The sequence below is a fragment of the Clostridium sp. C8 genome (assembly GCF_001010885.1).
In the GTDB taxonomy this organism is placed as follows: Bacteria; Bacillota; Clostridia; order Clostridiales; family Clostridiaceae; genus Clostridium; species Clostridium sartagoforme.
The window spans coordinates 47,545-67,662 of the sequence record NZ_LBMX01000109.1 but is presented as its reverse complement, the minus strand read 5'-3'; the positions used below and the strand labels follow the sequence as shown (position 1 = coordinate 67,662).

General features: G+C 28.3%; 21 protein-coding genes and 1 other annotated feature. Of the genes, 12 read left to right on the top strand and 9 right to left on the bottom strand.

The window, feature by feature from the left end:
- The first annotated feature begins 37 nt into the window (after positions 1-37).
- From AAT22_RS17975 to AAT22_RS17965, 3 genes are read left to right on the top strand one after another with little or no spacing between them, the layout of a single operon-like run.
- Positions 38-577, top strand: a complete 540-nt coding sequence (locus AAT22_RS17975; protein ID WP_047002251.1) for a hypothetical protein — start codon at positions 38-40, stop codon at positions 575-577.
- The gene (locus AAT22_RS17970) at positions 570-1,250 is read left to right on the top strand and encodes a response regulator transcription factor (protein ID WP_047002250.1); all 681 of its coding nucleotides are present in this window, start codon (positions 570-572) and stop codon (positions 1,248-1,250) included. Before AAT22_RS17975 ends, AAT22_RS17970 begins: the two co-directional genes overlap by 8 nt.
- Positions 1,243-2,496 carry a HAMP domain-containing sensor histidine kinase gene (locus AAT22_RS17965; RefSeq protein WP_047002249.1) on the top strand — a complete coding sequence of 418 codons (1,254 nt, stop codon included), beginning with the start codon at positions 1,243-1,245 and terminating at the stop codon, positions 2,494-2,496. Before AAT22_RS17970 ends, AAT22_RS17965 begins: the two co-directional genes overlap by 8 nt.
- A gap of 88 nt (positions 2,497-2,584) precedes the next feature.
- On the opposite strand, the gene asnB is transcribed toward AAT22_RS17965, so the two are convergent.
- Entirely contained in the window at positions 2,585-4,174 is a 1,590-nt protein-coding gene (gene asnB, locus AAT22_RS17960) for an asparagine synthase B (protein WP_047002248.1), read from the bottom strand.
- Positions 4,175-4,227: 53 nt separating this feature from the next.
- Positions 4,228-4,486: a binding site (T-box leader), on the bottom strand.
- A 198-nt stretch (positions 4,487-4,684) separates the two neighbouring features.
- On the opposite strand from asnB, the gene AAT22_RS17955 reads away from it, so the two are divergent.
- On the top strand, positions 4,685-5,644 hold the full coding sequence (locus tag AAT22_RS17955; RefSeq protein WP_047002247.1) for a tRNA-dihydrouridine synthase family protein: 960 nt from the start codon (positions 4,685-4,687) through the stop codon (positions 5,642-5,644).
- Positions 5,645-5,796: 152 nt separating this feature from the next.
- Here AAT22_RS17955 and spoVAE read toward each other — a convergent pair whose 3' ends face one another.
- Genes spoVAE through AAT22_RS17930 form a run of 5 tightly spaced genes read right to left on the bottom strand, consistent with a single transcriptional unit; the run spans position 5,797 to position 8,744 of the window.
- Positions 5,797-6,150 carry a stage V sporulation protein AE gene (gene spoVAE / locus AAT22_RS17950; RefSeq protein WP_016208958.1) on the bottom strand — a complete coding sequence of 118 codons (354 nt, stop codon included), beginning with the start codon at positions 6,148-6,150 and terminating at the stop codon, positions 5,797-5,799.
- A 21-nt stretch (positions 6,151-6,171) separates the two neighbouring features.
- The gene (gene spoVAD / locus AAT22_RS17945; RefSeq protein WP_016208957.1) at positions 6,172-7,173 is read right to left on the bottom strand and encodes a stage V sporulation protein AD; all 1,002 of its coding nucleotides are present in this window, start codon (positions 7,171-7,173) and stop codon (positions 6,172-6,174) included.
- Positions 7,174-7,653: a stage V sporulation protein AC gene (spoVAC, locus tag AAT22_RS17940; RefSeq protein ID WP_047002246.1), complete on the bottom strand. Its 480-nt coding sequence runs from the start codon at positions 7,651-7,653 to the stop codon at positions 7,174-7,176.
- Between the two features lie 12 nt (positions 7,654-7,665).
- On the bottom strand, positions 7,666-8,526 hold the full coding sequence (locus AAT22_RS17935) for a DUF421 domain-containing protein (RefSeq protein WP_047002245.1): 861 nt from the start codon (positions 8,524-8,526) through the stop codon (positions 7,666-7,668).
- 11 nt (positions 8,527-8,537) lie between these two features.
- Entirely contained in the window at positions 8,538-8,744 is a 207-nt protein-coding gene (locus AAT22_RS17930) for a DUF1657 domain-containing protein (RefSeq protein WP_016208954.1), read from the bottom strand.
- 231 nt (positions 8,745-8,975) lie between these two features.
- Here AAT22_RS17930 and AAT22_RS17925 point away from each other — a divergent pair, with 231 nt between their 5' ends.
- Together AAT22_RS17925 and AAT22_RS17920 are read left to right on the top strand one after the other, a co-directional pair.
- The gene (locus AAT22_RS17925; protein WP_016208953.1) at positions 8,976-9,179 is read left to right on the top strand and encodes a DUF1657 domain-containing protein; all 204 of its coding nucleotides are present in this window, start codon (positions 8,976-8,978) and stop codon (positions 9,177-9,179) included.
- A gap of 223 nt (positions 9,180-9,402) precedes the next feature.
- Entirely contained in the window at positions 9,403-10,299 is an 897-nt protein-coding gene (locus AAT22_RS17920) for a Cof-type HAD-IIB family hydrolase (RefSeq protein WP_016208952.1), read from the top strand.
- A 45-nt stretch (positions 10,300-10,344) separates the two neighbouring features.
- Here the strand turns inward: AAT22_RS17920 and AAT22_RS17915 are convergent, their stop codons facing one another.
- On the bottom strand, positions 10,345-10,866 hold the full coding sequence (locus tag AAT22_RS17915; protein ID WP_047002244.1) for an excisionase family DNA-binding protein: 522 nt from the start codon (positions 10,864-10,866) through the stop codon (positions 10,345-10,347).
- A gap of 291 nt (positions 10,867-11,157) precedes the next feature.
- On the opposite strand from AAT22_RS17915, the gene modA reads away from it, so the two are divergent.
- The 4 genes from modA to AAT22_RS17895 all read left to right on the top strand — a co-directional run bounded on the left by modA (position 11,158) and on the right by AAT22_RS17895 (position 15,653).
- Entirely contained in the window at positions 11,158-11,958 is an 801-nt protein-coding gene (modA, locus tag AAT22_RS17910; protein ID WP_047002243.1) for a molybdate ABC transporter substrate-binding protein, read from the top strand.
- Positions 11,959-11,967: 9 nt separating this feature from the next.
- Entirely contained in the window at positions 11,968-12,639 is a 672-nt protein-coding gene (gene modB / locus AAT22_RS17905) for a molybdate ABC transporter permease subunit (protein ID WP_047002242.1), read from the top strand.
- An 11-nt stretch (positions 12,640-12,650) separates the two neighbouring features.
- A complete protein-coding gene (locus AAT22_RS17900; protein WP_047002241.1) occupies positions 12,651-13,706 on the top strand; it encodes an ATP-binding cassette domain-containing protein in 1,056 nt (351 codons plus the stop codon).
- A 147-nt stretch (positions 13,707-13,853) separates the two neighbouring features.
- Positions 13,854-15,653, top strand: a complete 1,800-nt coding sequence (locus tag AAT22_RS17895) for a WG repeat-containing protein (protein WP_047002240.1) — start codon at positions 13,854-13,856, stop codon at positions 15,651-15,653.
- 45 nt (positions 15,654-15,698) lie between these two features.
- Here AAT22_RS17895 and AAT22_RS17890 read toward each other — a convergent pair whose 3' ends face one another.
- Entirely contained in the window at positions 15,699-16,499 is an 801-nt protein-coding gene (locus tag AAT22_RS17890) for a CAP domain-containing protein (RefSeq protein ID WP_047002239.1), read from the bottom strand.
- Positions 16,500-17,163: 664 nt separating this feature from the next.
- On the opposite strand from AAT22_RS17890, the gene AAT22_RS17885 reads away from it, so the two are divergent.
- Both AAT22_RS17885 and AAT22_RS17880 read left to right on the top strand, forming a co-directional pair.
- Positions 17,164-18,216, top strand: coding sequence for an inorganic phosphate transporter (locus tag AAT22_RS17885; protein ID WP_047002238.1), 1,053 nt, complete (start codon positions 17,164-17,166; stop codon positions 18,214-18,216).
- A 113-nt stretch (positions 18,217-18,329) separates the two neighbouring features.
- Positions 18,330-18,953, top strand: a complete 624-nt coding sequence (locus AAT22_RS17880) for a DUF47 family protein (RefSeq protein WP_016208944.1) — start codon at positions 18,330-18,332, stop codon at positions 18,951-18,953.
- A 138-nt stretch (positions 18,954-19,091) separates the two neighbouring features.
- Here the strand turns inward: AAT22_RS17880 and AAT22_RS18685 are convergent, their stop codons facing one another.
- Positions 19,092-20,036 (bottom strand): hypothetical protein, encoded by a 945-nt coding sequence (locus tag AAT22_RS18685; RefSeq protein WP_052954009.1) that lies wholly within the window; start codon positions 20,034-20,036, stop codon positions 19,092-19,094.
- Positions 20,037-20,118: the final 82 nt, after the last annotated feature.

Genomic DNA, 20,118 nt, shown 5'->3' with positions numbered 1-20,118 from the left:
ACTGTAAATTATAAATTATAAATATGGAGGTTTATTTATGGATGAACTTAAATTAATAGATAAACTGCGTAAAAAGGCAAATATAAGTTATGAAGAAGCAAAAATTGCTTTAGAAAATAATAATTGGGACATATTAGAAGCGCTATTATACTTAGAAGAGAATGGAAGTATAGAGAAACCTTTTGTTAGTATTTTTTATACCAATGAATTAAGATATAGTGGAGCAATACAAGAAGTTAAAAATAATAAAGAATATAATTATAAAGCATCAAATGGATTTCAAGGAATTTTTGAAGCTATATGCAAATTTATAGATACATGTAATAATATTTTTTTAGAAATAAAAAAGAGAGAGCGTGTGTTTTTAAGAATCCCAATTACAGTAGTAATTTTACTTTCATTTTTTATGTTTTGGATAATTATACCTTTAATAATTATTGGATTAATATTTGATATAGAATTTTATGTATATGCAAATAATGTTAATGCAGATAAGATTAATAAAGTATTAAATGAAATTTCAAGATATTCAAGGGATATAAAAGAAAAAATTAAAAGGGTGATTAAGAATGATTAAAATTTTAATAGTAGAAGATGAAGAAAAATTAGCAAGATTTATTGAACTTGAGCTAAAGCATGAAGGATATGAAATATTAAAAGCAAATAATGGTAGAGCAGGTCTTGAAATTGCAGAAAAAGGTGAAGTGGATTTAATTCTTTTAGATATAATGCTTCCTGAGATAAATGGTCTTGAAGTATTAAGAAGAATCAGAAAAACTTCTGATATTCCGATTATAATGCTTACAGCAAGGGATGCAGTTATGGATAAGGTATCAGGACTTGATGCTGGTGCAGATGATTATATAACTAAGCCATTTGCAATAGAAGAATTACTGGCAAGAATAAGAACAGCTTTAAAAAAGAGGATAGTTACAATAAAAAAAGATGAAGATATAATAAAATGTGGTTTATTATCATTAGATAAAATGAAGCATAGAGTAATGTATGAGGATAGAGAAATAGAACTTACAAATAGAGAGTTTAATTTATTACAAATATTAATGGAAAACAAGAATATAGTACTAACGAGAAATACTCTTATGGAAAAGGTATGTGGGTATGACTATATTGGAGAAACAAACGTAATAGATGTTTATGTAAGGTATTTAAGAACAAAGATAGATGATGTTTTTAATGTGAAAATAATAACTACAGTTCGTGGTGTGGGGTACGTAATTAAAGATGAGTAAGAAAATTAAGACAAAAAATGTTACATCCATTGCAATAAAATTAAATTCTAGTTTTGTAAGAAACTTATTTTTTAAGTTTATTATTATTGATATATTTATAATTGCTGGATTTATTGGAGTCTGGTGTATTGAAAGTGAAATAAGTTTTTATGGAGAATTTGTAAAAAGCGCTAAAAGGTTCTTTAACTTTTATCCTATAGAAACAGCAACTTATAAAGTTATTTGGGATAATGGAAAAGTTTTGATAAAAGAGGCTAGCACTTTTTTAAATCTTTTAATAAAAGTAATTGAAGCTATTGGAATTATAGAAGGAATAATACTATTAGATCAAATGATATTTGGTACTGCAAAAAATAGAAGAATTTTAAGACCACTTAATGATATAGCAGAAGCTGCAAGCAGACTTAGTGATATAGCTTTTAATGAACAAAAATTCCAAAGCCTTGAGGATGCGATATCTAAAATAAGTCCTTATTCATCTGATGAAAGAATTCATATTGGAGATAGTGATTTTCAGGGACTTGAGGAAGCAATTAATAACTTATTAGACAGGATGAGAGAATCTTATAGACAACAAGCAAGATTTGTTTCAGATGCTTCACATGAGCTTAGGACTCCTATTTCTGTGATTCAAGGTTATGCTAATATGCTAGATCGTTGGGGAAAAGACGACCAAGAAGTGCTAGAGGAATCTATATTAGCAATAAAAAGTGAATCAGAGAATATGAAAAATTTAGTTGAGCAGTTATTATTTTTAGCTAGAGGAATTAATGGTAAAACAGAGCTTAAGATTATAGATTTTTCACTTAATGATATGATGAAGGAAGTATTAGAAGAATCTAAAATGATAGATAAAAATCATATATATAGATATATAGAATCGGAAAACATAAATGTATATGGGGATATAGCTTTACTTAAACAAACAGCTAGAATATTAATAGAAAATGCAGTGAAGTACACAGATAATGGGGAAGAAATAATGTTAAAAGTAGGAAAAAATAATGAAAATGAACCTTACTTTTATATTCAAGACAATGGAATAGGAATAGATGAAAAGGATGTATCACATATATTCGAACGGTTTTTTAGAGCTGATACTGCAAGGGTTAGAAAAGATGGTGGTACAGGTCTTGGGCTTTCTATTGCAAAATGGATTATAGATAGTCATAGAGGTTATTTGAGTGTTTTAAGTAGAAAAGAAATAGGTACAAGAATAACAGTTTTTTTACCAAAAGAACAATAAATTATATTAAAAATATTACTGGAAATTTTGTTTCCAGTAATATTTAATAAATAAAAATCTTAATTACACAAAACTGTATGAAGTATTATTATAGTCCGCTAGCGCCATAATTTGATAATACTCTAGCACTAGGATCATTTACTGCACAGCCTTCCCATTCCTTATTTGGCATCCAAAAGTCAACTATCATTTCTGCTTGATTTGGATAATATTTTTCAAATATTTCTCTATATAATAAAGATTCTTTTGTGAATGGTTTGGCATGATATTTATATTGATCACATAGTTTTTCAAATTCTTCATCACTATAAGACTTTTCTGCAAACTCCTTTAAATAATCAACCATGGAATGTCCTACTGCATCACTAAAGGCTGCCTTTTCGCGATATAAAATACTATTAGGAAGATAATCTCCTTCAAAAGAATGTCTTAAAAGATATTTTCCCATGTTATATTTATTTAACTTTTTTTCAGGATCAATAGCCATAACATACTTTACAAAATCTAAATCACCAAAAGGTACTCTTGCCTCCAAAGAATTTGAGCTTATACAACGATCTGCACGAAGCACATCATACATAAATAATTCTTTAATCCTTTTTTGGGACTCTTTTTGGAATTCTTCTGCATTTGGAGCAAAATCAGTGTATTTATAGCCAAATAATTCATCAGAAATTTCACCTGTTAAAAGAACTCTTACATCAGAAATTTCATAGATTTTCTTGCAAATTAGATACATTCCAATACTAGCTCTTATAGTAGTAATATCATAGGTACCAAGAAGTTTTATAACTTCATCAAGTGAATTTATAACTTCTTCTTTTGTCATATAAATAACTGTATGATCACTATTAATATAATCAGCTACTTCTTTAGCATACTTTAAATCAATAGCATCTTCAGTCATACCTATAGCAAAGGTTTTTATTTGCTTTTCAGGATACATCTTTTGAGCAATTGAACATACTAAGGAGCTATCTAATCCACCGCTTAATAAGAATCCTATAGGAGCATCAGCATCCATACGTTTTTCTATGGCAGTTACTAATTTATCATGAATATTACTGCAAATAGTGTCTAAGTCATCTGTGTAGTAATCATCTTTTACTTCTGTAATATCACAATAGCAGGTAAATTTATCATCAGCATAATAATATCCTGGTGGAAATGCCATAATCTTATTTGTAAGACCAACTAAGTTTTTTGCTTCACTAGCAAACATGATTTTACCTGTCTCAGAATATCCGTAAAATAAGGGGCGAATTCCAATAGGATCTCTTGCAGCAATAAAACTATCTTTTTCTCCATCATAAATAACAGTTGCATATTCTGCATCTAATTTAGAAAACATATCTAGTCCATATTCATAGTACATTGGAAGAAGTATTTCACAATCACTATTAGAAATAAATTTATGACCTTTAGCTATTAAATCTTCTTTAATTTTACGGAATCCGTAAATTTCACCATTACATATAGAGGCATCTCTTTTTCTTGTAAATGGCTGCATTCCACTAAAACTTAAATCCATAATAGAAAGTCTTTGAAAACCCAAAATACCAGAAGGTAAAGTTAGAATTTCAGTCATATCTGGACCCCTAGACTCAGTTCTTTGTAATGCCTCAGCAAATTTTTCATGTTTCATATCAGTTCCTGTATAACACATAATTGTACACATCTTAATATTCCTCCCCGATAAAAATATAAAATAAAAAAGCCTTTCATCCTATCAACTAGGACGAAAGACTTATACTTCCGCGGTACCACCTAAATTAGCTTATAAAGCTCTCTTTAATCAGTACGGAATTTTCTTGAATAAATTCGATACTGTCCAAGCTATAACGGTTTGGCTCCGTCCAAGACTACTCTTAACAAATTTCGTTTGGAAGCTCCGGGATGTTCTTCATTATCAGCTTCGTATCAGTCTCTCACCATCACTGATTCGCTTTAACTACATCTTAATAACTACTCTTCCCATCAAGGCTTTTATATTAATCATTTAAAACTAAACTTAAAATTTATTTAATTTTACTTTTTATTTTGTAATACGTCAATAGTTTTTTTTAAATTGCAAAACAATTTTTAGTGAAAAGGTAAATTGGGATTCAGAAGTGTATAAATTTAAGTGGATAAGAGAATAGAAGGCTGATATAATGTTTTTTAGAATGTTTATGTGAGGAGTTATTTTATGAAGTATTATTTAGCACCAATGGAAGGAATTACTGGATTTATATATAGAAATTCATATAAAAAATTTTTTGATAACATAGATAAATATTTTACACCATTTATTGTTCCAACTAGTAGTAAAAGTTTTAAGACTAAAGAATTGAGAGATATCTTACCTGAAAATAATAAAGGAATAAATATTGTTCCTCAAATACTTACTAATGATTCAGAAGGATTTATTACAACAGCTAGAAAATTGCAGCAATTAGGTTATAGTGAGATTAATTTAAATTTAGGATGTCCTTCAGGAACTGTTGTTTCTAAAAATAGAGGCTCAGGATTTTTAGCTAAAAGAGAAGAACTTGATAAGTTTTTAGATGAAATATATAAAATATATGATATGAAAATTTCTATAAAAACTAGAATAGGAAAAGATAGTCCTGAGGAATTTTATGAGTTAATAAAAATTTACAATAAATATCCATTAGAAGAATTAATAATTCATCCTAGAACTAGAGAAGATTTTTATGGAAATAAACCTAATTTAGAAGTATTTAAAGATGGATTATTATTAAGTAGCAATCCAGTATGCTATAACGGTGATGTCTTTACATTAGAAGATCATAATAGGTTGTCAAAGGAATTTCCAGAATTAAATACAATAATGATAGGAAGAGGAATATTAGCTAATCCAGGATTAATTGATGAAATAAAAAATAATATTTTTATAAATAAAAAAGTGTTAAAAGAATTTCATGAGGAAATTTTTAATAATTATAGAGAAATATTTAATGATGATAATATTGCACTTTATAGAATGAAAGAGTTATGGGGATATATGATTTACATATTTTCAGACAATAAAAAATATGCTAAGAAGATAAAAAAAGCACAAAGAGTAGATGATTACAGTGAGGCTGTTTTAAGTTTATTTAATGAACAAGAAATTGTAAAAGGCGCAGGGATGTTTAGCAATTAAAATATTTTGCTTGCAAAATAGTGGAAAGGGAAAAGGGAAAAAGTTAAGTGAAAAATCCCAGTTGGATTTTTAATGAAACTATTTAGTAAATGGTTATTAATTCTTTCAATAACTCTTTCACTTTTTCACTCTTCAATCTTTAATTTCTCCCCCTATCCTTTAGGTTTAAATATAATTGCACCAAAGAATCCAAATACTATTGCTGCGGAAACACCACCACTTACTGTTTTTAAAAGTCCAGTAAATATTCCTACAAAGCCTGTTTGTTCAGCTTCGGTTATCGCTGCAGTTACAAGAGCATTTCCAAAACTACTTATAGGCACAAATGCACCAGCACCAGCTAATTTTACTAAAGGATCATACAAACCAAATCCTCCTAAAATTGCGCCAACTACAACTAGTGTACAAGTTGTATGTGCAGGGGTAACTTTTAAAATATCTGTTATAAGCTGACCAATAACACAAATTATCCCACCCACTATAAAGGCAAATATAAATTTCTCCATATTATAAATCACACCTTCTTTTTACATTTCTATAGATACAGCATGAGCAACACAAGGTATACTTTCTTTTTGTTGAAAGGATATAGGGGACATTAGGGCACCAGTTGCAACAATTAGTATCTTTTTTAATTCTCCTTTGCGCATTCGATTAAGCAAATGACCATAAGTTACAGTAGCAGAACAGCCACAACCACTTCCACCAGAAAAGCTTGGTTGTTCTTTTTTATATATTAAAAGTCCACAGTCTGTAAATATATGTTGGGGCATATTTATACCATGTTTTTCAAATAAAGCATTTGCAAGTTCGTGACCAACTTTTCCTAAATCACCAGTTGCAATAAGGTCATAATGTGAAGCATCAATGTTTAAATCTCTAAAATGAGATTCTATAGTATCTACAGCTGCTGGGGCCATAGCAGCACCAACATTATATGGATCTGAAATACCCATATCTATAACTCTGCCTATAGTAGCAGAAGTTATTTTAGGACCATTTCCATTTTGTGCAATTACTGCAGCTCCAGCTCCAGTTACTGTCCATTGAGCACTAGGAGGTCTTTGCACACCATACTCTGTAGGGTATCTAAATTGTTTTTCAGCAGCAGCGTTATGACTACTTGCAGCAGCTAAGACATAATTAGCAGCTTTGCTATCTATTAAACGAGCTGCTAAAGCTAAGCCTTCCATTGAACTAGAGCATGCACCAAACACTCCTAAGAATGGAATTCCTAAGGTTCTAGCAGCAAAGCTACTAGAGATGATTTGATTCATTAGATCTCCACTAAAAAAGAAATTAATATCTTCTTTTTGTAAATTTGCTTTTTGTATTGCTCTTTCACAAGCATGTTCAAGTAGAGCTTTTTCTGCTTTTTCATAACTATCTTGACCAACCCATAAATCTTCAGTGATTATATCAAAATCATCAGCTAAAGCACCATTTCCTTCAAAAGGTCCACCAACAGCAGCAGAAGCTAATATTGTAGGTTTAGAATTAAAAATCCAAGATTGATGTCCTTTAAGCATTTACATCGCCCCCAACCATAATATTATCATTTTTATTGTAGCCACTATAAAAGCCGAAAAAACTCCATAAACAATAATTGCACCAGCTAACCTAAACATATTTCCAGCTACCCCAAGAACAAATCCTTCACTTTTATGTTCAATTGAAGAAGAAGCTATGGAATTAGCAAATCCAGTAATAGGTACAGCAGAGCCAGCTCCAGCCCATTGACTAAGGTGATCATAAATTCCTAACCCAGTGAATAAGGCTGACAAAAAGATTAAAAGTATATAAGTAGGAGAAGTTGAAGTCTTTTCATCAAAATTGAAATAATTGATAAAAATCCACTGGAATATCTGAGCAATTAAGCATATTGTACCTCCAACCCAAAATGCATTAAAACAATTTTTTAAAATAGGTCTTTTAGGTTCTATGGTATTTACTAAGGCATCATATTGTTGTTGAGCTGGAGTCATTTTTTTCTTTTTCATATTTGACATATCTTTCACCTTCTAACGTAGTAAATGTGGTTCTAATTTTATTAGAATTTGTTCTAGCTTTTTTGCATCATTTAAGTACATATCTTTTGCGTCTTTATTGTCGGTGTCTAAAGAAAATGACATAAGGTCAGCTTGGGTCTTTTGTAGACTTGCATATAGCATTTCCTTAATTTCAGTTTTAGGAACCTGAATCATATCATCGAAAAGATCTACATACAAATCTCCTGAAGAATCAACTTGGCCTAGAAAAACATTTTCAAGACATACGCCTTTAATTTCTAATTGCGTTGTAAGCCACCCATGGTTTAATCCAGCATTAGTAAGTCCTTCATTTAATATATTTCCATCTAGAATAACTGTTTGAGTTTCAGCTTTAGAACCAACTTTTTTCCCTAAATCATGTGAAGTAATAGGTTTTTTATCAGCCTTTAAGCTAACATTTATATCACCGTTTGTTTCCATAATGGCAAATTCAACATCAGCTAAGTTAAAAGCTTTTTTTGAACGCAATTGTTGAAGAAATTCTTGTCCTGTAATTTTTTCTTTTGATAAATTATCTTCCATTATTTTTCCGTTTTTTATTAAAACTCTTTCTTTGCCATGTACTATATTATAAATAGACTTACTCTTCATTGAAGCATAGTCCAATATAATTGGTAATATGGCCCATATGGCTAATGCAATTAGACCAAAATAATTATTATCAATTAAATTTAGAGAAATTAAAGAAATTATAATAGCTATAACACCGTAAGAAATAAAATCAAATGGAGTGGCTCTAGATAAAGTCTTTTTTTTCATATATCTTGTTATAAGTAATGTCAAAAAAAATAGAAATATTGAATTAAATAATACTATTAGCCAAGAATTCATATGCTACCTCCTTAGTTACCTTTATATTGTGGTTCTTCAAACTCCATGAATCCTATTCTTTTTTCTAAATCTTTTTTTATATTATTTATTTCTTTAGATGCTTCGGTATAAATATTTCTAGATTCTTCATCACATTCTTGTAATGAATACATTTCTAAAGTAGATTCAGCCCCTTTTAGTGTAGCTAATGTTTGTTTTACTTTGGAAATAGCAGTCATATAAAAGCCTCCTTTATATATAAGATTCCTACTAATTTACTTTAACCAGTAAAATTGCTTTTCATTCATTTCTTAATACAAATATTTGTTTAAAATATAAAAAGGTATTATTAAATATAAATTAGGTTCAAAAGGAATATATTTCATAACAAAAGAAATATAGAAATAGAATATTTAGATTAGTAATGAACAAAATATAGTTGCAATAAAAAAATATAAGGAGGGAATATTATGCCAACAGGAACTAAACTAGAAACAGCATTAGCTAGTGCTAAAGGGCTAGCTGCTGATATGAAGACATTTTCGCTAGATACAGATAATCAGGAAGCAAAACAGATGTTTAATCAACTTGCAAGTACAATGGAAAGTGTTGAACAATCACTTCAATCAAGACTTGATTTTGTAAAACAGCAAGAGCCACAATATAATAAATAGTAAAAAGTACTCTTATATTTAGTTAAGTTTAGATATAAGAGTATTTTTATATGCAATACTTTTATATCTAAATTTCTAGAATATATGTAAAAGTAGTTAAATAGTTATTATGAAATTTATAAGTAATTTAAGTTATAGATAATAAGCATAAATTTATGTAAAATTACAAATATATGATATTATATAATGGATGGAAATATAATATGAGAATGGAGGAGTTCTGATGATAAGACTTATAGCATCGGATATGGATGGAACCTTATTAAATAATGATCATGATATAGATAAGGAAACAGTAGAAGCAATTAAAAAAGCAAATGAGGCAGGGATAATATTTGCAATATCAACAGGAAGAGAATATGAAAGTGTTAAAGATATATTAGATAGGCATGATATAAAGTCTCAGTGTGTACTTTCAAATGGAGCAGAATATAGAGATGAAAATGGAAATATATTGGATGTAATAAATATAAAAGAAGAAAGTGCTAGAAAAGTAATAAAAATTTTAGAAGAAAATAAATTGTCAGGTCGTATATTTACTTCAGAAGGCGTGTTTACTACATCTACAAGAGAAGAAGCTCTTAAAGAAGTGGTATTTAGAACTATGAGTTTTAATCCATCTTTAACAGAAAATGAAGCTAGAGAAATAGCTGAAAATTTAGGGTTTTTTACATCTTTGCAATATGTCAAGGATATACAAGAATTGTTTGAAAAAGGTTTAGAAATTAGAAAGTTTGTAGCTTTCCATAAGGATATAGAACTTATAGATGAAATGAAAAAGGTTATATCAAAAATTGATGGTTTAGCAATATCTTCATCATTTAGAGATAACATAGAAATAACAGATATAAATGCTCAAAAAGGAATTATACTAGAAAAAGTAGCTAATAAAATGGAAATTCCTAAAGAGGAAGTTATGATACTTGGAGATAGCTTTAATGATTATTCAATGTTTGAAATATTTGAAGAAACAGTGGCAATGAAAAATGCTATACCAGAAGTTAAAGCTATAGCAAAATACATAACAGATAGTAATGATAAATTGGGTGTCGCAAAAGCTATATACAATGTACTTAATAATGAAATGCATAAAATGATTAAATCAGAGCAAAATTCTTAATATTAAAATTAATAAAAAGCCACGATGAATTATCGTGGTTTTTTGTTATTTATAAACTTTTACAGACATTGTTTTAAAAATAGCATAAACTTCAATTCCTTTTTCAATACACATATCATCTAGAGATTTTTTAGTTATTAAGGAGACTAAAGGAATACCAATATCTAAGATTACTTTTACACTAGCCCCATCAACTATAATATCAGTAACTATACCTTTATGAACATTTCGTGCACTACTTATAAAAATTCCTTTACTTAGTATAATATCTTCTGAAGGAATAGAAATTAATACATTTCCATCTAGTTCTGTATTGACTTGTATTTTAACTGATCTTATATTTGCGAAGATTTCTTCATTATCATAAGTTAAAGTTGCTTCATAAGTATTTTCGTAGCCTTTAGATTTTAAAAGATAAATTTCAAATTGTGAATTAGATATACGAAGGTGCTTACCCATACGATGTGCATCTAAATCTCCACGTTTTATCATTTCGTACACAGTATTCTTAGTTATTTTTAATTTCTTTGCAATTTCATCTGGTGTATAAAGCATATCATCATTCATTTTATTTATCTTTTCCTCCTTCAGTTTTCATCTATTATAAGTAATAATTTAACATAATAATGTGAATTTAACAATTAATAAATTTGATAATTAGTTCTAGAAAAATTAAATATGTGAACTTTTTTATAAAATGGTAAATAAATCTAAATATGAAAAATATTTGACACTAGCAAATGTTTACATTATAATACAATCATCTAGTTTTATTATGTTTAGTTATGTTTAGTACTGTTTAATTATGTTTTAGAATTAATTAACTAGATTATAAATTTAATAATAGGGGGAAGTAAAATGAAAAAAAGAGTAAGTTTAGTTTTAAGTATCTTGCTTTTTATAGTTTCTTTAGTTGGATGTACAAAAAATAAAGCTAATGAATCACAAAATGATTCTAGCCAAAAAGAGACAATAATTACAGTTGCAGCAGCAGCTAGTTTAAAAAATTGTATGGAAGATAAATTGATTCCAATGTTTCAAGAAAAATATCCTAATATTAAAGTACAAGGAACTTATGACAGTTCAGGAAAATTACAATCTCAAATTCAAGAAGGAGCGGATATAGACGTATTTATGTCAGCAGCAATAAAGCAAATGAAAGAATTAAATGAAAAAGGGTTAATTTCTGAAAATTCTATAGTTGAACTTCTTGAAAATAAAGTTGTTCTTATTACACCAAAAGAAAATGATAAAGGCATAAAGACCTTTGAAGATATAGTAAAATCTGATAAAATTGCTATAGGAGATCCAGCTAGTGTACCAGCAGGACAATATGCAAAGGAGTTATTTGAAAATCTTAAGTTATGGGAAGTAGTTTCTTCAAAAGCGAGCTTAGGAACAAATGTTACTGAAGTTTTAACCTGGGTTGCTGAAGGTAGTGCTGATGCTGGAGTTGTATATTCTACTGATGCAGCTTCAAATAATAAGGTTGAAGTTGTAGCAGAAGCAAAGGAAGGAACTGTAGCTAAAGTAATTTATCCAATAGGAATAATAAAATCTACTAAAAATAATGATTCAGCAAAAGCTTTTACAGATTTTTTACAATCTGATGAAGTAATTAAAGTATTTGAAACTTACGGTTTTACATCAAATAAATAGGAGAATAAAATGGATATATCACCAATATTAATTTCTTTAAAAACTGCACTGGTATCAATGGTCTTAACATTTTTGTTAGGACTTTTTGCAGCAAGATTTATTATAAAAATAAGGTCTGAAAAAATAAAAATGATATTAGAAGGCATATTAACATTGCCATTAGTATTACCACCAACAGTAATGGGATTTTTCCTTTTAATTATATTTGGGGTAAATAGGCCAATCGGGAAGTTTTTATTAGAATTTTTAGGTGTAAAAATTGTTTTTTCTTGGAGTGCTACAGTTATAGCTTCAGTCGTAATATCTTTCCCGCTTATGTATAGATCAGCAAGAGGTGCCTTTGAACAAGTTGATAAAAATTTAATAATGGCGGCAAGAACACTTGGTATGTCTGAAAAAAAAATTTTTTGGCGTGTAATGATGCCGCTGGCATTACCGGGCGTTGTTTCAGGAGGGATTTTAGCTTTTGCAAGAGGGCTTGGAGAGTTTGGAGCTACAGCTATGATTGCCGGGAACATAGCCAATAAGACAAGAACTTTACCTCTAGCAATTTATGCAGAAGTTGCAGCAGGAAATATGGATTCTGCATTAATTTATGTTTTAATAGTTACTTTAATATCGTTTATTATTGTTGTTCTAACCAATTATTTTGCTTCACGAGAAAGAGAAAATTTAAGATAAGGAAGAGTACAATGAGTTTATTTGTAGATATAAAGAAAAAGTTAAAGGGATTTTCTCTTGATGTTTCTTTTGAAACCAATGGAGAATATTTAGGGATACTTGGATCATCTGGTAGTGGAAAAAGTATGACTTTAAAATGTATTGCAGGAATTGAAACTCCAGATGAAGGTCGTATAGTCCTTAATGGAAAAGTATTATTTGATTCGTATAGAAAAATTAACTTAAAACCTCAGGATAGACATATTGGTTACTTATTTCAGAACTATGCTTTATTTCCCAATATGACAGTAGAAGAAAATATAGGAATAGGGTTATTGACTTCAAAAATTGAGAAAGAAAGAAGAGTAAGTGAAATTATAAAAAAATTTCATCTACAGGGGTTAGAGAAGAAATATCCTAATCAGCTTTCAGGTGGACAACAACAAAGAGTTGCTATGGCAAGGTGTATAATATACAAGCCAGATATACTAATGCTTGATGAACCATTTTCTGCCTTAGATTCACATCTGAAAGAAAAGCTTCAAAGTGAAGTTTTGGAATTTTTAAAACTTTATGATGGAGAGGTATTAATGGTAACTCACAGTAGAGATGAAGTTTATAAATTTTGTAACAATATTGTTATTATAGATAAAGGAAATTCAATTTTACTAGGAAATACTAAAGAAGTATTTAGAGATCCAAAACTAATGGAAGCAGCAATGCTTACAGGATGTAAGAATATTTCAAGATGCAAGGTAGTTTCTTCAAATAAAGTTTATGCAATTGATTGGGATATTACATTAGAAATAGAAAAAGAAATACCTAAAGAAATTAATTATATTGGCATTAGAGCTCATAGCTTTGAAATTGTTAATACTAATTTTAAAACAGAAAAAAATATTTTAGATTGTCAAATAGATAAAATAGTAGAAAATGTATTTGAATATAGCATACTTTTAAAAAATAAAAATAAAGAAAACAAAAATACAATTTTATATAAAATTAAAAAAGAAGAATGGGATAATAGAAAACATAAAGATGGATTATATTTGAAGATACCAGAATCATCAATATTATTTTTAAAATAGAAATTTATTTTAATTTTTAAGTTTTTATTCTTAATTGCCTACTTTAGAATAATTCTATGTTTTTATAAATATTATTAATAATTTAGCCACATTGAGACTATGTTCTTCATATAATAAAAATTAATAGTATTAATAGGGAGAAGTAGGGTGAGTTCTAGAAAAAAGAATAAAAAAAAAGAATTAAAAAGACAGGTAGAAATGATTAATGAAAAGTTATATCCTGCTTTAGAAAATACAGCCAAAGGTAGGCTTTATGGATATATGAATTTTAAGGGGAATTTTTTAATCCCACCAATATATACAAATGCGTATGATTTTAATAATAAAGGATTAGCAGTAGTGCAAGATGGAGAAAAGTTTGGAATAATAAATAAAAGCGGAGAGTATGTAGTAAAACCAATTTATGATAATATAAATGACTTTAAAGAAAATAGAGCAATTTTTTCTCTTAACAATAATATGGGAGTTTTTAATGATAAAGGAAATATAATAAATAATAAAGATTATGATTATATAAGCGATTATAATGAAAAAAGAGCTATTATAGGATCTCAAACTGTTGATGAAGGTTATAGATATGGATATCTTTATTTTGATGGAGCTGAAGAAATACAACCTATATATTTAGATGTGGGTAAATTTAAAGATAGTATAGCTTTAATAAAAGTAAGGAATGGAGAATATAGATTAATTAATCTATATGAGCAAGTTATAAACACTTATAATTATAATTATGTATCACAATATTCTGAAGGACTTATGGTATTTGGAAACTCTCAAGATGGTCCGCTAGGATATATAGATATTGATGGAAAGGTAGTAATTCCACCGAAATTTAAACAGGCTGAAGCGTTTAAAGATGGGGTAGCCGTAGTTAGTGAGGCAGATAGCTTTGGAGGACCATATGGAGTTATTAATAAAAAAGGAGAATATATATATCAACCTATATTTAATGATATTAAGAACATAGGAGAAGATAGACTTGCATTAGGTATGGGTATAGGAGAAGGGGATATAAAACTTAGAAATATATATGCAATAGGTGATACAAGTGGAAAAGTGTTAACAGATTTTATATATAGATATGTAGGTGAATATAAAGATGGACTAGCATATGCATCTGATGAAACAAATACATTTTTTATAGATAATTCAGGTAATAAAGTAACGGATCTTCCATCAGTTAGTGGAAGTGGAGAATTATCAGTAAAGAATGGATTAATATATGCTAATATAGATAATTCACCTTATTATTTAGATAAGTCAGGAAAAGTAGTGCATAAACCAAGTGATATTATAAAACTTGATGATAAGTATAGTATATTAATTCAAAAGTATAAGCCAAATATTAATTATTTAATATACTATCCTAAGGTACAGGGATTAGACGATGAAAACGTAGAAGCTCAAATAAATAATAGATTAAGACGATTTTCGTATTTTATTCCTGAGGATGAGAAAGGAAACCAAAAGAATACTCCTATTACAGAAGATGATATATTAGATTATGACTATTATGGAGATTTTAGTATAAAATATTTTGAAAATAATTTATTAGGTTTAGAAATTGAGGGATATTATTATCCTGTAAAAGCAGCACATGGAATGCCAATAAAGAAAACTCCAATTATTGATTTAAAAACAGGTAAATTTTACACCTTAAGTGATTTATTTATGGGGGGAGTAAACTGGGTTGGAGAACTAAATAATATTATTAAAGATAGGATAGATAATGATAAACAATATGATTATGTTTTTAAAGAGCAATTCAAAGGTATAAATCCAGATCAAGGCTTTTATATTGATGATAATAATTTGTATATATATTTTCAGCCATATGAAATCGGCCCATATTCAGAAGGATTTATAACATTTAAAATACCTTTTTCTGAAATTCAAGGTATGATAAATAAAAATGGAGATTTTTATAAAGCACTAAGAAGTTGAAAAAAGACATTTAGCAGAAAACTGCTAAATGTCTTTTAAATTTAATTATTTATAAAATTCTTGTGTTGCATAGTAAGTGTTTCCTATTTTATAAACTCCAACTCCTATGCTTGAAAAGTTTGAAGAGAGTATATTTGCTCTATGTCCTGATGAGTTCATCCAGTTGTCCATAAATTGAGTTGCTAATTTAGCATTTCCTGATACACCAGAGATATATGCTATATTTTCTCCCCATGCTTTATAAGATACACCATCAGCTTTCATTTGTTCTGTTATTAATTTACCTTCTGGATTAGTGTGATCAAAGTATCCTCTATCGCCCATATCCTTAGACTTTAGTCTAGCATAGTGTTGCATAGTGTTGCTATAAGATAGTGCTGGAAGACCAGCAGCAGCTCTTTCTTGATTTACTCTTGCAAATATAGCTTGTTCTATTTCAGCTATATAACTATCTGAAGCTTCAGCTTGAGTTCCACCCGTAGTAGTTTCAGAAGGGATAACTTCATTGTTAGCTGGAGTTTCATTATTTATAGTATCTGGTTTAGTAGTTTCATTTTCTTTTGGTGTTTCAGTTACTGTTTCACTAACTGTATTACTGTTTTCAGTAGTTGAATCATTTGAAGTATTTTCATTTGAAGCATTTTCTTTTGAATTATCATCTATTTGATTATTTGAATTTTCTTTATTGTCATTTGAATTTTTATTTGATTCATTTAGTTTCGCTTCAACAACCTCTTTGATATTTATTATCTTTGGGTTCTCTGAATTTAGGAAGTAACTTCCTGCACCAACCCCAGTTGTTAAACAACCTGATAATAATATTGCAATTAGTCTTGATTTAATCATATCTAAATTCCTCCTCAGATCGTAAGATTTGTTTGGTTTGATCTGTTGAACCTATAGTAACATATGTAGGGGGTGAACCCAATATGAGATGAATAGTAATTTATGAATATTGTAGTACACATAGAAAATATATAAACAAGCAACTTATATTTCCAGATGAAGTTGTTTATAAAATATATATAACATAAATTTAAATTAAAAAGTATATTTTATATGAATGTAATTTAATATTATTTCAAACTCAGAATTATATAATCTTAAAGATATCAATATAAAAATGATCTGGATAAGAAGAGAATTAATATGATTGGAGATTTCAATATTGTTAAAAGATAAACTTAAAAGCAAGTTAAAAAAGATGAGAATTTTTAAAAGAATAAAAAGTAAAAAAATATATAAATGCAAAAAAAATAAGCATAATAAATATAGTATTTCAATTTGGTTAAAATAAATTTAACTTGTATTTAACAATAATTTAACAGAGGATTTTGGGAATAAAATGGAAATTCAACTTGTATTTTTAATATAGAATATTATATAATCACATTGTTAATTTGAGAAGATTTTATTACAATTCATATAATATAATTACATATTTATTATATTATAAATAAAAGTTTTCTATATTATAAATAATGGTTAATGTATTGGAAGGAGATATTTAATGACTATTTCTTTTTTTGAATTTTTAAGACAAGTAGTAGAAAATCCGGCATTATTAATAACTGTAATTTTAACTTTAGGAGTTATTTTAGTAAATGGATGGACAGATGCGCCAAATGCTATAGCTACATGTGTATCGACTCGTGCAATAGGACCTCGTTCTGCAATTTTAATGGCAGCTATTTTTAATTTCCTTGGGGTTTTTGTAATGACTATGATAAATGCTAATGTAGCAATGACAATATATAATATGGTAGACTTCGGAGGTGATTCTGGAAATGCCTTAGTTGCTTTATGTGCTTCATTGTTTGCAATTGTAGTATGGGCAACAGCAGCATGGTATTTTGGAATTCCAACAAGTGAAAGTCATGCTTTAATAGCTGGTATATCAGGAGCTGCAATTGCCCTTCAAGGTGGATTTAGCGGTATCAATGGAGGGGAATGGATAAAGGTAGTTTATGGATTAGTACTTTCTACTGGATTAGGATTTGCTATGGGATGGCTTACTGTGAAATTAATAGAAATTATATTCCGTGGAGTTGATCGTAAAAAAACTAGTAGCTTCTTTAAAGGTTCACAAATTGCTGGAGGTGCAGCAATGGCATTTATGCATGGTGCACAGGATGGACAAAAGTTTATGGGAGTATTTATGCTTGGAATATTTTTAGCTAATGGTCAAGGTAGCGTTGAAAATTTTGTTATTCCAATTTGGCTAATGATACTTTGTTCTTTGGTTATGGGATTAGGAACATCTATTGGTGGATATAAGATAATAAAAGCAGTAGGTATGGATATGGTTAAATTAGAGCAATACCAGGGATTTTCAGCTGATTTAGCAGCTGCTGGATGTCTTTTGGTTTCATCAGTAACAGGAATACCTGTAAGTACTACTCATACTAAAACCACTTCTATAATGGGAGTTGGAGCAGCGAAAAGATTAAGCTCAGTAAATTGGGGAGTAGTTAAGGAAATGCTTTGGACGTGGATTCTTACCTTCCCAGGTTGCGGTCTTATTGGATTTTTAATGGCAAAATTATTTATTGGAATTTTTTAGTGTATAAGTTTTAATGGCAATTAACATTATATTATGTTAATTGTTTAAAAGATTGATTAAAACATACATATAAATATAAAAAAATTTTTACACCTAAAGGAGTAGAGTTAAAAATGGCAAATAAAAAGGGAAATAATTATTTTGAAATGTTAGCAGAATTAGTTGATTATTCTTGTAGCGCAGCTAGTCTGCTTAATGAAACTTTGTCTAATTTTGATATAAATATAATAAAGAACAAAATAGATGAAATGCATGAAATTGAACATACAGCAGATATAAAAAAACATGAAATGATGAATAAATTAGCTAAAGAATTTATTACTCCAATTGAAAGAGGAGATATAATAGAATTAGCTCATGAAATTGATAATGTAACAGATGCTATAGAAGATATATTAGCTAGAATTTATATGTTTAATATAATTAGTTTAAGAGAAGAAGCTTTAGAATTTTCTAATGTAATCATAAAAAATTGTGATGCATTAAAAGGATTAATGAAAGAATTTTATAATTATAAAAAGTCTACGTCAATAAATAAGTTAATAATAAATATTAATGATTTAGAAGAAGAAGGAGATAAATTATATACTAGTTGTATAAGAAATTTATATACTAGTTCAAAGGATCCTATTGAATTAATGACTTGGACTGATACATTTAAGTACTTTGAAAGATGTTGTGATGCTTGTGAAAGTGCGGCGAATCTAGTTGAAAGCGTAATAATGAAAAATTCATAATAAATACATAAGAATATAATATAAGGCTGTTGATTTTCAACAGCCTTATTTATTCCTTCAGTTGGTAAATACTAATATGTAAGTTTACGTTAACTTTGAGTGAAACCAGAGAATAACAAAACTTACATATAAAATTTTTTACAACTCTAATTCTTCAGCTTCTATTTTATAGTTAAATTCTTTATAAGACTTTTTAATATATGATGCTGAACCTATAAATGTTAAAAGATAACCAATAAATAAGTTTTTCATAAACTCACTTCTAATTGAAGGTTCTGATAGAAAATCTGGGACAGATCTTAATGCATCAAAGAATGTTATTTCGTAAAAACTTTTAAATTCAGAGTAGATGTCTATGGCTAGTGAAATATGATTTGCTACATAAACCATTATAATAGTGATTATAGAAGTAATAATAACACCTGTTATATTTAGCTTTCCACCAAGTAATTGATAGCCCTTAATGCAACATATGGCAATAGCTAGTCCAGCAATTGCGGCTATATAATTCATTTGATATATTAATATCCAAACTATTGAACCAAGTAGAGCACCTATAAATCCACCAACGATTCCACCGATAATATTGTTACCCTTATTTCGAACGTTATTTTGATTTTCACTAATAGTATTTTTAATTTCAAATTGACAGTTCTTACAACAAGGAATGATATTAGCACCTAGTAAAAATGGTGAAACTTCTATGTTTTCTCCACAAGAGCTACAAGAAGTAACTAAGTTGTTCATAACAGAAAAATCTATGAGTTTATTTAATATAGATAATATTATTTCTGGATTTCTATATTTTTTATAGCCTGGATTATATTGAAGTTGAATGCTGTAAGGTTTATAAGAAGCATAATTAAGCTTTTTAAATTCCTTTTTTAAACCATTAAGAAAAGAATTAATATTATCTACCTCAGATTCATTAGTAAGCTTTATAGGAAAATCAATATAATATATATAATTAATTGAGTTAATTGAAACATTATAATCTCTATATAATCCAAATAAGGCTTCTTTCTTATTGATAGGAGTTAACTGTGTTAATTCAGCAAGTCCTAAAAGTAGTTTATCTTTCATATTAAATCCCCCTTTCATATAAAATCTTAAAACAATGATGATTATACCAGGAATTGGATTAATTATCAATTAATAAATGTAA